The sequence below is a fragment of the Okeania sp. genome (assembly GCF_983059655.1).
On record NZ_CEZPJD010000067.1, the window covers coordinates 1,517 to 18,403 of the forward strand.

At 37.4% G+C, this 16,887-nt stretch carries 8 protein-coding genes; 4 read left to right on the forward strand and 4 right to left on the reverse strand.

Annotation, left to right across the window (positions count from 1 at the left end; translation table 11 throughout):
• Positions 1 to 1,304, forward strand: a 1,304-nt coding sequence (locus AC3DU7_RS06455; protein WP_488038532.1) for an efflux RND transporter permease subunit, incomplete at its 5' end; no start/stop codon positions are given.
• Positions 1,305 to 1,402: 98 nt separating this feature from the next.
• Here the strand turns inward: AC3DU7_RS06455 and AC3DU7_RS06460 are convergent.
• Entirely contained in the window at positions 1,403 to 2,068 is a 666-nt protein-coding gene (locus AC3DU7_RS06460) for a hypothetical protein (protein ID WP_488038533.1), read from the reverse strand.
• 622 nt (positions 2,069 to 2,690) lie between these two features.
• Between AC3DU7_RS06460 and AC3DU7_RS06465 the strand changes: the two genes are divergently transcribed.
• Positions 2,691 to 3,164 (forward strand): pentapeptide repeat-containing protein, encoded by a 474-nt coding sequence (locus AC3DU7_RS06465; protein ID WP_488038534.1) that lies wholly within the window; start codon positions 2,691 to 2,693, stop codon positions 3,162 to 3,164.
• A 123-nt stretch (positions 3,165 to 3,287) separates the two neighbouring features.
• Here the strand turns inward: AC3DU7_RS06465 and AC3DU7_RS06470 are convergent, their stop codons facing one another.
• Both AC3DU7_RS06470 and AC3DU7_RS06475 read right to left on the reverse strand, forming a co-directional pair.
• Complete coding sequence (locus tag AC3DU7_RS06470) at positions 3,288 to 3,485, reverse strand: hypothetical protein (protein ID WP_488038535.1); 198 nt, start codon at positions 3,483 to 3,485, stop codon at positions 3,288 to 3,290.
• 62 nt (positions 3,486 to 3,547) lie between these two features.
• On the reverse strand, positions 3,548 to 5,176 hold the full coding sequence (locus tag AC3DU7_RS06475) for a protein kinase domain-containing protein (RefSeq protein ID WP_488038536.1): 1,629 nt from the start codon (positions 5,174 to 5,176) through the stop codon (positions 3,548 to 3,550).
• 1,448 nt (positions 5,177 to 6,624) lie between these two features.
• On the opposite strand from AC3DU7_RS06475, the gene pheT reads away from it, so the two are divergent.
• Both pheT and AC3DU7_RS06485 read left to right on the forward strand, forming a co-directional pair.
• Positions 6,625 to 9,078 (forward strand): phenylalanine--tRNA ligase subunit beta, encoded by a 2,454-nt coding sequence (gene pheT / locus AC3DU7_RS06480; RefSeq protein WP_488038537.1) that lies wholly within the window; start codon positions 6,625 to 6,627, stop codon positions 9,076 to 9,078.
• A gap of 676 nt (positions 9,079 to 9,754) precedes the next feature.
• Positions 9,755 to 13,942 carry a response regulator gene (locus AC3DU7_RS06485; protein ID WP_488038538.1) on the forward strand — a complete coding sequence of 1,396 codons (4,188 nt, stop codon included), beginning with the start codon at positions 9,755 to 9,757 and terminating at the stop codon, positions 13,940 to 13,942.
• A 593-nt stretch (positions 13,943 to 14,535) separates the two neighbouring features.
• Here AC3DU7_RS06485 and AC3DU7_RS06490 read toward each other — a convergent pair.
• A complete protein-coding gene (locus tag AC3DU7_RS06490) occupies positions 14,536 to 15,891 on the reverse strand; it encodes an NAD(P)/FAD-dependent oxidoreductase (RefSeq protein ID WP_488038539.1) in 1,356 nt (451 codons plus the stop codon).
• Between the last annotated feature and the right edge of the window lie 996 nt (positions 15,892 to 16,887).

The following is a 16,887-nucleotide window of genomic DNA, read 5'->3' on the forward strand; positions in this document are numbered from 1 at the left end:
CAATAGCTTTACTCAGTTTCATTCTTGGTGTGGCAATGATTCCTCTAATTCCTAAAGGTTTAGTGCCACAACTAGACCGAGGAGAATTTAATATTACCTACACTTACCCTCTACCTAATTTTACTCAAAATACTGAAAATGTTCCCTCTCCCCAAGCAACTCCAGCACCTCCTGATAACTCAATTTTTGCTGAAGGAGCATTTAATTGGATTAGCGATCTAACCAAATCTCCCACTAGAATCTTATTAAGAAAATCTCGTAGAGTAGCGCAAGAGATCGAGGAAATTGTTTTATCCTCTCCAGAAGTAGAATCAGTCTTTAGTATTGCAGGTTTCCAGGGCGAACCAAATCGAGGTAAAATATATGTGAAACTCAAAAAAGAGCGATCGCTCAATACTGCTCAAATACAAGAGCAAACTCGTAAAGCTTTATCTGATTTAAAAAATACTAGTATTAGTGTTGAGGATATTCCATTTGTTGAGACTGGTGCCGGAAAACCTTTTGAGGTAATGTTATTAGGAGATAATCTAGAAATTCTCTACAATACAGCTCAAAAAATTCAATCTCAAATTGCCAAAATACCAGGATTTGTCGATTTAACTATAGCGCCTCAGTATAATAATAATTTTGATAACCCCATGGAAATAACTCACCGCGCTCAAAAGCAAGTTATATATATTACGGCTAATCTTTCTGATGGTATAGCATTAGGGAATGCTATAGATTTAGCAGTAGAAATAGCTCAACCAATTTTACCTCCTGGTGTCAAATTGGACTTAGGTGGAGATTCTTTGAGAGTAGGGGAAGTCTTTGGTAGTTTTTTTGTAACTTTAGGTTTCTCTGTTGTATGTATGTTGACAGTCTTAGTTTTACTTTTTGGTAGATTTTTAGAACCTTTGGTAGTAGGTTTGTGTTTACCTTTGTCTATTGTAGGGGCAATGTTAGGATTATTATTTACTCAGAGTGATTTTGGCGTTATTTCCCTACTCGGTCTAATTTTTCTCCTGGGTTTACTGGATAAAAATGCTCTGTTGTTAATGGATTATATTAATCAACTGCGTCAGTCAGGGTTAGACCGGAGACAAGCTATTTTGCAAACTGGGTTGGTGCGACTGCGACCTATTTTAATGACCACAAGTTCGACAGTTTTAGGAATGTTGCCGATCGCCTTGGGGTTAGGAGCAGGAGCAGAATTACGACAACCTCTAGCTGTAGCAATTATTGGAGGGTTAACTACTTCTACTTTGTTGAGTTTAATTGTAGTTCCTGTGTTGTACACCTTATTAGAAGATTGGATTCAATAATTGATAATTAATAATTAATAATTAATAATTAATAATTGATAATTGATAATTGATAATTGATAATTACCTCTCCCTAATTATATCAAATCCGTAACTATTTAACCGGATTTGATTTTATTTGGTACAAAGATTATTATTGTAATGGATAAGCATAAGAACAAAACCGAAAAAAGAGTGTGAGTAACGCCAAAATCATCAGCATTCTTTCTCACACTGGAAAAGTAGAGTTTGAGAAGTGAATCCTTTTTTCTCCCTCTGACAATAGACATCTCCAAAGAGAAATGCAATTTCCCACCTAAAGGAAGTAGTGGTATATCCAAAGTTGTTGGAGTATTAGGAAAAAACAGTACATCTATGTATTCTCTCACAGGATATTCAGCGTTTGAACGCAATTTCACAACTTTGTTGGTATTTTGATTAGACAATCGGATAATGTAGTACTGTTTTTTTATACTACCTTGACTACCACGTTTAGCTTTGACTCGTTTAACAACAAAAGCTCTTGTTTCTTCTCCATGAATCTTGAGAAAACGAACAATATGAAAGTGAGTCCAAGGTCCAAAACCCAAAGCAAAAGACATAAATAGAAAGCAGAAAGCTACAACAATTCTGATAGGAAAAGTTAATATATACTGAATAATTTTGTTTTTTCTTCGTGGTTGTTTTTTCCCTTGAGAGACTAATCTTGGCGACTTATGACTAGCATTGAGCAAGTTAGATTGCCCTATCAACTCTAGCAATATTGATAAGAATTGGTATTTCATTAAAAAAATAAAACTTATTAATTGCTATTGTGCCATACGCAATACTAGAGCATCAAAGCTATAAATTTTTTCATACAAGTTTACATAGTTTTAAACTTTTGTGTACTTTTAGCTACATTTTTTCATGTTTCTGCCACTATAAAAAGATAAACCATCTTTAAAAATATTTCAGCAGTTAAGCAGTCAGCTTTGTGCGCTTGCGGAGCATTCTGGAACAAAAAAGAGGATTTAAAGCCCTTCTAAAATTAAGCAACAAGCTAGAAGTCGGGGCTTTAAAACCAAGCTTTTCAGTCCGGAGTACTCCGCAAACAGATACCTAATGGGACTTACACAAAATAGCAGCAGAAAATAGGCTCAAATATAGACAGGCAGAGGTTTTTACGTCAAAAAGGTATAAATCCTTTATTACCAAGGGTTTTAGCCATTTTTAGGGCATTGACGTAATTCCCTTATCTAGACTGACTTTTCCTGCGGAATGCTGCGCAAACAAGCCGTTTTTATGCCAGAAAATGTCTAAGTACCACTAATACAAATTTAGGCTGATAGCTGATAGCTGACTGCTGATAGCTAATAGCTGATAGCTAGTAAAAAAAACTAATTTTATCAAGCGGAGTTGAAAAATATGGATGCTCAAAAATTCCTAAGTCGCTACTCTATAGGAAAACGTTATTTCCGAGGAATTTGCCTCAGTAATGCAAATCTGCGTGGGGTAAAACTGACTATGGTTAATCTAAATCAAGCTGATTTAAGTGGGATTGACTTAAGTGGGGCCAAACTCAGTGGAGCTGAGTTAAGTCAAGCAAATTTATCTGGTGCCGATCTGAGTTATGCAGACTTGCGTAGCGCGAATTTAAGTGATGTTAATCTCATCGGTGCTGACTTGACAGGAGCAAAGCTAGCACGAGCTAATTTGAATCGAGCAGATCTGCGCAGTACTAATCTTACTGGTGCAGACTTAATAGGAGCAAACCTGAATGAAGTAGAAATGAGTGGTGCAGATTTGACAGAAGCAAATGTTAATCAAGCAGAATTAAGTGTAGCTAGCTCTCATGTAGGTGTTTCTCGTCAATGGGTGACATGGGCAGGAAGCCATTAGATTTTGCTCGAAAAGTATAAAATTTGAGCTTACTAAGAATATCCCACGCCTAATGGCGTGGGTTTCTAGTATTCTCAGTCATTCTTTATTCCTAATTCCAAAATATTTTCTGCACAACTATATCTATAAATGCCATGTATTAACCAGAAAAAACCATGAGGTTGCTGAATAGCGTGGTTCTGGAGATATATCTTGAATATAGTTGTTTTTCCATGTTATTTCCTTAAAATTAGGACTTTGAGGTTTGGAAAAAGGTGATATACCTAATAAAATAGGCAATAATAACGTAATAATTGTGGCATAAAAAAATTTTTCGAGCATAAAGCAACTCCTGAAAATTTTTCGGCCACTATTATAATATATATTAAGCAATCTGCACTATGTCACAATCCCGAACCTCTTTTTCCGTTGGGCATAATTGTCCACCAATTAGTTTTTGCCATATCTATTTGTTTTTCATTGATCATTGCATTAGTGAGATTAGTACCACACAGATTTGCTCCCCGTAAGTTCGCACCATTCAAATAAGCATTTGTCAGGTCTGCATCCCGCAGATCGCATCCTGCCAAACTAGCTGTACTTAAATAAGCCTTATGCAGATTTGCATTTTTGAGAACAGTATTAGTTAAATTAACATGACCAAGATTACTATCAGATAAATCTGCGCCTTGCAAATCACTTTGATACAAATTAGCTCCATAAAAATTCACCCCAGACAACTTGGCATTACGCAAATTCAGGCGACTTAAATTACAATCAGCAAAATCTCTTCTACCTTTAACATAAGCACTACGCAATGTTGCAGCAGTCCATTTTTCTGGAGCTTTAGAATTTAATTTAGAGTTTAATGTTGTTGTCTTTTTTGGAGAAACCGTCGTCAAATATCCCTTGGAAGCTTCTTTCCTCATCTTCATCTGTCGAGCTTGAGTTGCAGGTTTTTTTTCTATACGAGTTTTACGTTCTCGAATTTTCTGAGCAACTTGAGTATGAGGAGACATCCAGGACAAATCATTTTCATTTTCATGAAAAATTGTTGGCTCTTTTGGCTCTTCTCTAGATACTGTATTTAGACTATTATTTGAAGTCGGTTCAACCTGCTTTTTCTTAGGTTCTTTTTTCTTCAATGCTGTTAAAAGTTCTTCTGCTGACTGGAAGCGATGTCGCACGGAAACTTCTAACATTTTCTCCAATATTTCCCCAAACCAGTCGCTAACATTAACCAGAGGACGCCAGAGAATTTCACCATTGATCTGGTCGTAACCAAGGCCGTTTGGAGTTTTTCCTGTCAGCAGAAAAATGCAAGTTACTCCTAAAGCATAAATATCACTTGCATATACAGGTCGCAAAGCCATTTGTTCTGGTGGAGCAAAACCAGAAGTACCAATAGAAATATTTGTAAAAGCAGTTTCTCCTGTACCACCACTGGCAAGATGAGTTTGATTAACATGATCTTTCACAGCACCAAAGTCGATCAGAACTAAATGACCATCCTGACTCCGACGAATGATATTAGCAGGTTTAATGTCTCGGTGAATTACTTCCTGACTGTGAATATAACTTATTACTGGCAATATCTCAATCAAAAATTGTTGAGCTTGTTCTTGATTAAGTAGACCCTGTTTTTTGACTTCCTGTTTTAATGTTGAGCCACTCACATATTCTTGAACTAAATAAAAATGTTTTTTCCACTCAAAATAACCTAATAATCTAGGTACTTGGGGATGATGGCCAATTTTCCCCAGGGTTTCAGCTTCTCGCTCAAATAGTTTTCGCGACATCTCTAATACACTTGGCGTTGTTGTCGATGGACGCAATTCCTTGATTACACAAATTGGATCTCCTGGTAATGAGGTATCCTTAGATAAAAAAGTTGCTCCAAAACCTCCTTTACCAAGAGGTTGAATAATTTGATAGCGATCGCGTAAAATTAACTCTGAACCACAAGCTTGACATCTATTTACACTATTTGGGTTCTGAGGTCGAGGACAGGCAGGGTTTATACAGTAGCTCATATTTATGCAAAAATATTAATTTGAATTTTTCTTTTAATGACTAATCTCTTCACACTAACTTCACTTAACAAAGGCCAACTTATTTGGATTTACACAAAGCTTATTATCTAAAATTTCACACATCTATCGTAGTCCCGGCTTGATGAGTCCAGATATATAGTTCATAGTATAGTTACATATATTTCCTAAACAAGAAGTAGATATGCTACACATTTGTTAAATAAGTTGATTTTAAATAGTTAACTTAATAATCTAGATATATTACATTATAGTTATGTAATAGTGGGATGATAATATGATTAAAGTTTATAGTTATTTTGCAAAATCATCTCAAATCAAAATATTTTTGATTAGGATTAAGTTCATCTCTAAATCAAATATTTCCAGAATCACAAAAGGTATTTTAGCCAGGACAGAAAAGTAGAAGCATCCAGATATTCAAAATCAAAAGTAGTTATCCGTAATATTAATGAGTTACTCGAAAGCATTAATATGACTTTTGAGTTCTGTATCTGCAAACTCTACAAAAGTCAAAAGTAGATACATATAAGTTAAAAACTCTAACTGATAATCATTTGAGTAAATTAGTAATTAATAAAGTTACAAATGTTACTTTTACCTTTTGTGATCCTGGAAGAAGAAGTTAGAAGTTAGGAAAAGGATCTAACCGTTAAAGAAAGTATTGGTATACAAAATGAATTAGTGGAAGGTTAAGGCCAACTACTAACTAAATACTACCAAACTAATGATTTGTTGGGAGTATTAAACTCACTTATTCCGCTCCCACGCTCAAAATTTAAGTACCTATGAAAATTAATTTCTCATTTAAATTGAGATAGGGAAGAGGGGATAGTAAGGCAACCCTCTATTGATAATAAAACAAATAACGGTTTCTTTGCCATATCCTATTGACAATCAAGGCCGACAATAAACTAAAAGTTTGACAAATTATGACCCCACCCACCCTAGGCTGTTTCATTCTCGATAGACATGGGGACGTGGGGACACCTCTATAGACACGGGGACGTGGGGACACCTCGATAGACACGGGGACGCGGAGACACCTCGATAGACACGGGGACGCGGAGACACGGAGACACGGGGATAGAGGCTTTTACAGCGCTTTTCACTCGAGTAGACTACAAAGTCAGCCATCTATTGTGGAATTCACAGCCCTCGTTTCACTTACCACCTACCACCTAACTTTTTAACTGTGGTTCACCCATTTAAAAACTGCTGTAATTTATGATTAAAAGTGGACTTTTCACTTCACTGAAGTAGAACTGCCCATAACTGTATCCCCATCAGGCTTTGAGAGAAACGCCAAAATTTAGAATGAAACAGCCCTGCCACCCACCAGAGAGATAAAATGTTACTTGAAGTTATAAATATGGCCTAAGAGCAAATATCTTGCTCTGCTGTGCCTAAAGATCGGGAATTATTAAAGAATGCGTATCTCTCTGAACTGGTTGCGGGAACTGGTAGACATCAAAATTTCTCCAGAAGATTTAGCCGAAACTCTGACAATGGCAGGCTTCGAGGTAGAAGAAATAGAAGATCGAAGTACCTGGGCAGCCGGGGTAGTTGTAGGAAAAATACTAGAAGCTAATAAGCATCCTAATGCTGATAAACTTCAAGTTTGCCAAGTAGATATTGGTAAATCAGAGCCATTAAATATTGTCTGTGGAGCGCCGAATGCCAAAGCCGATATTTATGTGCCAGTAGCAACTATTGGTACTTATTTGTCGAAAATTGACTTAAAAATTAAAAAGAGTAAACTACGAGGTGTCCCCTCGGAAGGGATGATTTGCTCCTTATCAGAATTGGGCTTAACAAAAGATTCTGAAGGAATTCATATCTTTGAGTTAGAAAATCCACAGTTAGGCAGTGACATTCGGCCTTTACTTGGTCTAGACGACGTTATTTTAGACTTGACAACAACGGCAAATCGTGCTGATGCTCTCAGTATGATTGGTGTTGCTCGAGAAGTGGCTGCCTTGACAGGAGCATCTCTGAGAATACCAGAAGCTTCTGGTACTTTGATTACAGACAAAAAAAGCTCCAGTAGTCTGAAAATAGATATCTCAGAGTCGGCAGCTTGCCCGGTCTATATTGGTACTGTCATTGAAGGAGTAAAAATTGCTTCTTCACCAGGATGGTTAAAACAACGATTGGATGCTGCAGGTATCCGGTCTATCAATAATGTAGTAGATGTTACTAATTATATTTTGTTAGAGTGGGGTCAACCGCTTCATGGCTTTGACCTAAACAGGCTAATAAGTCTGACAGGTAATGAGCAGTTGACAATAGGAGTTCGTTATGCAAAGCCTGACGAATCTCTCACTACCCTAGATAGTCAAAAGCGAACCCTGGAAGCTGAAACATTATTGATTACGGCCAATGATAAACCAGTAGCTTTAGCTGGGGTAATGGGTGGTGAAGAAACGGAAGTTAATGACAATACCACAAACTTATTATTGGAAGCAGCAATTTTTGCTCCGATCGCTATCCGTCGTTCAGCTCGAACTCAAGGTTTACGTACAGAAGCATCAACTAGATATGAACGTGGGGTTAATCAAGCTGAATTAGCATTGGCCTGCCGTCGTGCTATTATGTTGATTACTGAATTAGCTGGTGGAAAGACTACTACTCAAGAAACTTTGAGCACGGCAGAAGACTACCTGACATTAACTCGTGAAGTATCCCTCCGTCTCAACCGAATGAATGAAATTTTAGGACCACTGAAGCGTGGAGAAGGTACTTTGCATGAATCTTTTCTCCAACCAGAAGAAGTTGAAGGTATTCTCACATCTTTAGGGTGTGGTCTAGTTAGATCGGAAACTACAGAGGAGGTGGTTTGGAATGTGACAGTACCTCCGTATCGTTATCGAGATTTAGAAAGGGAAATCGATCTTATAGAAGAAGTTGCTCGTTTGTATGGATATGATAACTTCTGCGAAACTCTACCTAGCAAAAGTGCTGCGGGTTATTTACCACCGGAACAGTCTGCGGTGTTGAGTCTCAGGGCAGCTTTCCGTGGAGCAGGGTTAACTGAATTGATGCACTATTCTTTGGTTAAGCAAGATGAGGAAAATCAAATAGCGATCGCTAACCCTCTATTTGTGGAATATTCTGCTCTCCGTACAGAATTACTAACTGGACTTATTAATGCTTTTCAATATAACCTTGAACAAGGAAATGGAGCATTAAATGGGTTTGAAATAGGTCGTATTTTTTGGAAAGAGGGAGAAAAATTTGAGGAAGCAGATGCGATCGCCGGAATTATTAGCAACGCTCCCAAAAGTTGGACTCTAGGTGGTGGAGAACAACCTTTAAATTGGTTTGAAGCTAAAGGTATTTTGACACAAGTGTTTGAACGACTCTATTTAGCAGTTGAGTATAAACAAAGCTCAGAAAATCCTTTGTTGCATCCAGGGAGAACAGCTTCATTATGCTTGGAAGGCAAGTCCCTCGGTGTATTCGGGCAATTGCATCCTCAACTACGACAGGAGCGAGAGTTACCAGATGAGGTTTATGTTTTTCAGCTAAATTTAGAGTTACTTTTGTCAGTGATGACTCAAGCAGATATGTTGAGGCGCAAGTTTAGTGGTTATTCTACTTTCCCACCTGCTGACCGAGATATTGCTTTCTTTGTATCAGTTGATGTGTCTGTGAATGAGATTAAACAGGTAATTTCTGAGTCTGCTGGGAAGTTATTAGAGTCAATAGAATTATTTGACGAATATAGGGGTGAAAATGTACCAGAAGGTCAAAGGAGTTTAGCATTTCGGTTAATATATCGGATGAGCGATCGTACTCTTACGGATGCAGATATTGACCCAATTCAGCAAAAGGTTCGAGATGCTTTGGTTGATAAATTTCAAGTGAATCTCAGAAGTTAATATTTATCAGGAAAGGCAGAGGGCAGAAGTTCATTAATGGATAATTGATAATTACCTCGGGTTAAAACCGTTACGGAATTGAATATCAGGAAATATTATTAATGGATAATTGATAGTGGATAATGAAAGAATTCTCTAACTCTCTAACTTTATAACTCTTTAATTATCAATTATCAATTGTCAATTATCCATTGGTAAAGGGAGGCTTTAAACCAGAATTATTTAATTATTAATTATTCGGTTATTCTGACTCCTAACCTCTAGGGCATAAAACCTAACTGTCTGTAGGGTGTCTACAATGTGATGGGGTTTTATACTCCATCCAATTTTTCCCTCTGTCCTCTGCCCTTTAGACATCTCCTCCAAAAGAAGGAATAGGGAACAGTGGTGCAACCCCATGTCGGCATCAGACGCAAGGAAACGTGCACTAACAGAGATAACAAGGAACAGGGAATAGAAAGAAATTTATCAGAATCTTACACCAAATTATCAACTGTTCTCTGTAGCTATTTTTTCATTAATAGATTAATATTAAGATAGTTAAGATAATATTTATTATTCCAAACTTATGGATAATTACGGATTTTAATTATCTCAATTTAACAATTTGAATGCCATCAAGTTCAATGTAATTTAACGAATGTTAAGAATTACCAAAAATTAAAGTTAAAAAAAAATGAACTTTTTCCATAAAAATAAAAAATTACCAAAAAATTCTGGTTTGACAAGCAAACTAGGATTAATATTACTAATCATTTTAGGTTATCTAGGCAATTATTTCAAATTACCTTTATTCTTTGGGGTAGATTTTCTCTTCGGTAGTATAGCAGTTTTTGTCATAGTCGAACTCTATGGAGTTGTATGGGGAACAATAGCTGGCTTAATCGTCAGTAGCCACACATACTTCCTCTGGCATCATCCCTATGCGATCGTTGCCTTTACTCTGGAAGCTATGTTTGTGGGAATAATGTTAAAGCGTCCCCGTCTGCAAAATATAGTCTTGCTAAATGGAATATATTGGCTTTTGATTGGGATGCCTCTAGCAGTATTACTTTATGGATTAGTGTTGAACGTAGGTACAACACAAACTATATTAATTATGATGAAGCAATCAATTAATGGCTTATTGAACGCCTTAATTGCTAATTTAATTATCAGTTATTTACCCATACGTCAACTGCTTCAATTATCTAAATATTTCAAAAAAATATCTTTTCAACAAACTATTTTTAACTTATTAGTTGCATTTATTTTATTACCGGCTCTCATCCTGACAATATTTAATGGACAACATATACTGACCATAGTAGAAAAAGATATTCAAAAAGAACTAAATGCAGCAACAATTCCTCTGGTAAATAATTTACAGTTTTGGTATCAAAAACACTTATATGCTGTGGAAGAGTTGGCAAAAATAGCAGCTCAAGTACCTAATAATGAAATATCTACTCTCCAACGAACTACATTAGTAATGAAAAAAGCATTTAGCTCTTTTTTAAAGGTATATGTTACTGATGCTAAGGGGAATATAATTGCTGCTGAACCTGCATTTAATGAATTTGGAGAATCATTACTCAACTTGAACATATCTGATAAGTACAATTGGAGCAAACTAGCTAAAGAATTGCAACCACAAGTTACGGATATTTATAGAGATCGAGTATCCAATGAACCCCATATAGATATATTAGTACCAATAGTCAAAGATAATAACTTCCAGGGAGTAGCTTATGCTTATGTAGACATAGCTGAATTAGGTAAACTCCGGCAACTAAATACTCAAGTAAAAGAAATAGAAGCAATACTGGTCGATCGCGAAAAATACATCATTAGTGAGGGTAGCTCAGGGGCAAATATGAGGAAAAAATTTGACTTACTGGAAACAGGAGATGTGAAGTACAATGGAGATCTTTTTAAGTGGCAACCAACAACACCGGGAATGCCAAAGATGAAACGATGGAAAAAATCTTTATATGGAAAAAAGATAGAAATTGGTACAGATCTTCCTTGGACTCTATATGTCACCTTGCCTACAGCTCCCTACGTAGACTTTTTAGAAACGAGTTATATTAAAAATCTGGTGACAATGCAAATAATTGCAGTGGTAGGATTAATCATATCAGTCCTGGTCAGTAAAAGATTAGTAGCACCGTTGTTAACACTAACACAAGTCACTACAGACTTACCTCAAAAACTGCTATATCAAGAAATTCCTATAGGTTTGCCAAGGAAGAATAGAATTGCAGAAATTAATACCCTAACTGCTAATTTTCAGTCAATGCTATTGGCTTTGCAGGAAAAATTCACTGAAATTAAGCATACAAACGAATCTCTAGAAAACCGAGTCAGGGAAAGAACTCAAGAACTACACAACAAAAATCAAGACCTCAGTGCAGAGATTCTTCAACGTCGCCGGATAGAATCTATTTTGAGCGATCGTGAGGAACGTTATGCACTTGCTATATCTGGTACAAACGATGGAATTTGGGATTGGGATATACAAACAAATCAGGTGTACTATTCACCCACATGGATGAGAATTATTGGCCATGAAAACGATCCACTGCCTCATACTTTATCTACTTGGTCAGATAATATACATCCAGACGATCTAGAAACAACCATTAGAGATGTAGAAGCACATTTAGCGGGAGAAACAGAACGTTTTCAGCATTCCCATCGCATCAAACATCGGAATGGGCATTATGTCTGGATATTTATCAAAGGACAAGGTATTTGTGACGAATCAGGTCAACCCTATCGTGCTGTCGGCACAATAACAGATATTACAGAGAAGAAACAAGCAGAAGACCGAACCAGAGCTGCTAAAGAAGAAGCAGAAGTTGCTAACCGAGCCAAAAGTGAATTCCTTGCTACAATGAGCCATGAGATCAGGACTCCAATGAATGCAGTCATTGGGATGACAGGTTTACTGTTAGACACAGAGCTAAACGCGCAACAGCAAGATTTTGTCGAAATCATCCGCAACAGTGGAGATGCTTTGTTGATCTTAATTAATGATATTCTTGATTTCTCTAAAATTGAGTCTGGTAAATTAGATTTAGAGGAACAACCTTTTAATATCCGAAGCTGTATAGAGGAATGTCTAGATTTGTTAGCTCCAAAAGCAACCGAAAAAAAATTAGAGCTAGCTTATCTAATACAGTCACAAACTCCTGAATTTATAGTAGGAGATGTAACTCGATTGCGTCAAGTATTAGTTAATCTCCTCAGCAATGGAGTCAAATTTACAGAAACTGGGGAAGTGGTAGTATCAGTAACAGCTTCACTTCAAAATCAAGATTTAGACTCTTCACCAAAAATGGGTTGTCCCATTCCTAATCAAACAGAATGTCTAGAATCAAATATTCCCTGCTCTGCTGTCTACGAAATACAATTTGCGGTTAAAGATACTGGTATTGGTATTCCTCAAGATCGTATGGATCGTTTGTTCAAACCTTTCAGTCAAGTTGACGCTTCTACAACTCGTCACTATGGTGGCACAGGATTGGGGTTAGTTATTAGCAAGCGGTTAAGTGAAATTATGGGAGGAAAGATGTGGGTAGAAAGTGAAGCAGGAGTTGGTTCGACTTTCTTTTTCACTGTAGTTGCTACTGCTGTTGCAGAGAATTCATGTCTTGGTAATAAATCAGAAACTAAAACAATATTAAAAAATAAACATTTGTTAGTTGTAGATGACAATGCTATTAACAGGCAAGTGCTAACACTTCAAGGAGAATCTTTATCTATGACGTCTCAAGCTGTGAGTAGTGGGGAAGAGGCGATAAATTTATTACAGTCAGGACAGAAATTTGATTTCGCTATTCTAGATGTACATATGCCAGTAATGGATGGCTTCACTCTAGCTAATAAGATTCGCAAGTTACCGAATTGTCAAGAATTACCTTTAGTTTTTCTCAGTTCCCTAGACCAACTAGAATACTCTAGTCAGAACCTTAATATCAATGCTGCTGCTTATATCAACAAGCCAATTAAGCAATCTCAACTAGAAAAAGTTTTAGCAGGTATCCTGGGAGGGGGTATGGTTAATAGTACCCAAAAATCTAAAATTCAATCAAATATCAAGTTAGCAGAAGAATTACCTCTAAAAATTTTATTAGCTGAAGATAATGTCGTTAACCAAAAAGTAGCAATTAATATTCTCAAAAATTTAGGATATCGAGTTGATGTTGCCGCTAATGGCTTAGAGGTATTAGCAGCTTTACGTCGTCAATCTTATGATGTGGTACTGATGGATGTACAAATGCCAGAAATGGATGGTTTGACAGCTACACGCCAAATTTGTACTGAATGGGCAAAAGAAAAACGCCCGCGTATTATCGCTATGACGGCCAATGCAATGCAGGGCGACCGGGAAAATTGTCTAGCTGCTGGTATGGATGATTATATTAGTAAACCAGTTCGCTTAGAAGCATTGACTACAGCTTTAAGTAAATGCAGTCTAACAGAAACAACAACTGAAACAGATATTGTTCCTACACCAGAGCCAGAAAAAATCATAGATCTGGCAGTGTTGCAAGAGTTGAAGGAAATTGCTGGAGGTGAATCAGAGCTTTTAGTAGAAGTAATTGATTGCTATCTGGAAGATTCGCCTAAACTGTTAGATGAAATGAGCCAAGCAATTCAACAACAGCAAGCAATATTACTACAAAGATCTGCTCATAGCATGAAATCTAGTAGTGCCTCTGTGGGAGCCAGCAATTTGTCTGAGCTTTGTAAAGAGTTAGAATATATTGGGCGTGAAGGTACCACAGAAGGAGCGGATAAGATTTTATCTCAGGCACAGGCAGAATATATGCTGGTCGAGACTGCCTTGCGGTCTGAACTTCAGGCTTATATTTGAAGGAAAAGGGAAGAAAGAAGAGTTTCGACTTAGTTAACAATTTGCGCAATTTAGCGACATAATACGCTAGTTCTCACAAACGAGGGTGACGCTTTGTATCTTCTGCGACAATCGCTGCTTAAACATTTCTGGCAGTCTATCTATAATAGATATAGACCTCTCCAATAGACATAGACCTCTCCAGAAATCCCGCTCCCTACTAGGAACGGTACAGTAAGGGTTTGAGGACTTTTTTAGTTATGTTAATTGACAAAGACTTAAATGTAAGTATAGAGTGTAGAAATGCGGTTGGCTTGACCGTTAATGCCTGTGGATGAGTAACCGCCGACGGCCTCACAAGAAGCAGGAAGTAAACATCAATTTGTCACGTTATGTGACGCTTTGTATCAGTTTTATGAAGCAGCTATTGGTAGTAGACTGACACAGCTAAAACTGTGCATTAGCTTTTACAGCGCTTTTCGCTCTTGATGAACCACATCGTTATAACCAAAATCATGTAGGGACGTTGCATGCAATGTCCCTACTGGCGCGTCAAGATGATGAATTTTAGACTAGGAAATGTTTTTCTGACTGTTCCCTATTCCCTGATTAAATTAAGCTTCAGCAGATGATTTACTTGTCACTAGAGGAGTATAGCGACCATCGCCTTCGTTATTTTTATTGCTTCCTTTTTCAGTTATCAGACGAGCACCACCTTGACCAGTAAAGTAGCTCCAGGCCCACTGAATCATTACAATGAGTTGGTTGTCAAACTCAATCATATAGAAAATGTGAATAAACAACCAAGCTATCCAAGCTGGGAAACCAGAGAAACGGATTCTTCTATATTGTACAACGGCTTGGTTACGGCCAATAACTGCCAAACTGCCATAGTCAGTATAGTGGAATGGAGGTAAAGTCTGATTTTTCAACCGCTTTTTAATCAGAGTTGCTACATAATCTCCTTCCTGCATTGCTGCTGGCGCAACTCCAGGTACTGGTGAGTCTCCCTGATGAGAGAAGTTAGCCAAGTCTCCAATTACAAAGATGTTGGGATAACCAGGTATTGTCAGGTCTTCATTGACAAAAACACGACCTGCACGATCTAATTTTGCTCCTGTGCGATTAGATATTGCTTGAGAAACTGCTGATGCTTTGACTCCTGCTCCCCATAATATTGTGTGAGCGGGAATATCTTGGGTTGTGTCTCCAGAGCGAACGGTGACTATATTGTTTTCTATATTAGCCACTCTTGTTTTAGTCAACACAGTGACCCCTAATTTCTCCAGTTCTAATTTTGCTTTAGCTGACAAAGCAGGTTTGAAAGAAGGTAAAATTCTTTCTCCGCTTTGAATTAAGTAAATTTGAGCTTCTCTAGTATCAACAGAACGATATTCTTCTCTCAATTTAGTGTGAGCTAACTCTGCTAAAGCACCTGCTAATTCTACCCCTGTTGGACCTGCGCCAACGATCGCAAAGGTTAACAGTGCTTTTCTTTTTTCTAAGTCTGATTCTTTTTCTGCAGCTTCAAAGGAGGCAAATATTCTACGACGCACTTCTAATGCGTCTTCTACTGTTTTTAGTCCGGGAGCTTTTTCTGACCAATCATTTCCAAAATAATTCTGGCTCACACCGGTAGCCATGATTAATGTATCGTAATCTAGTTCGTTATCTCGTAAAAAAAGTTTTTTCTGTTCGGGATCGATATCCACAACTTCACCCATCAACACATGGGTATTTTTCTGTTCTGCAACTACACCGCGAAGAGGAGAAGCAATATCTCCGGGAGAAAGACTGCCTGTAGCTACTTGATAAAGTAATGGTTGAAATAGATGGAAATTTCTTTTGTCAACCAAGGTTACTTTAACAGGTGCTTTTCCGAGCTTCAGAGCTGCTTCTAGCCCTGCAAATCCACCTCCAACGATGACAACATGATGAGGAGATTGATGTTTTTCCTGGTTTAGACTCATAGTTATTTCCCTCTTTCGACTGAGTAATTACTATTTAACTAGCTATCAGCTATTAGCTATCAGCTATCAGCCTAAAAAATTGCGCGATTAGGTATCTGTTTGCGGAGCGTTCTGTTAGGAAAAGCTTGGGTAAAACATCGCCGAATTCTAGCTTGTCGCTTAATTTTAGGAGGAGTTTAAACCCCCTTTCCGTTCCGGAATGCTTCACAAACGCGCAAAGCTGACTGCTGATTGCCGAAATGCTGAACACTTTTGAACAATAGTGACTTTTTTTAGTCTTGTAATGGTCGTTATATTGCAACCTTAGTTTCAAAATATCACAACTTTTAAAAGGGTTTTAGTATCAAGAGTTACTTTTGTTTACTTTCAAAAAAAGCTCATTTTGTTATTGACAGAAATAGTTTTTTTCGATATTATTTTAAGCACAAAACAATCTAAAATTGATAATCAATTAAAATCAATATATGTAAAAAACATGGTCTTTACCAAAATCAATATTAAAAACTACTGCTAATTAAAGAGATAATATATTTATTACTTGCAAGTTAGATGTATAGCAGCTTTTAAAAAGGAGTCAGGAGACAACCCACCCCTAACCCCTCCGGTGGAGGGCAGGGCTGTTTCATTCTCGATAGACACGGGGACGCACCAGACACGGAGACACGGGGATGGAGGCTTTTAAGTGGCGTTAAACCAAATATCCTCTCATAGCAAAAAAGATGCTTATTGGCGCTCAAAATCGGCAAATTTTGGCAAATTTCACTGTTCTACTATGCCCATTACTCCTGTTATCCCTAAATCTTTAATATTCTATACTCTGAAACAGCCCTACTCCCAGGAGGGGAAAACAGGAGACAGAATTAATTGCATGAGAATAGTCTTCGACGCGCCACTTCGTATCTTATAGCGCTTTTCACATGGATAGACTACAGTTAGTATGAGCAACCCAAAAGCATTTTTCTACCCCCTACTCCCTACTCCCTACTCCCTACTCCC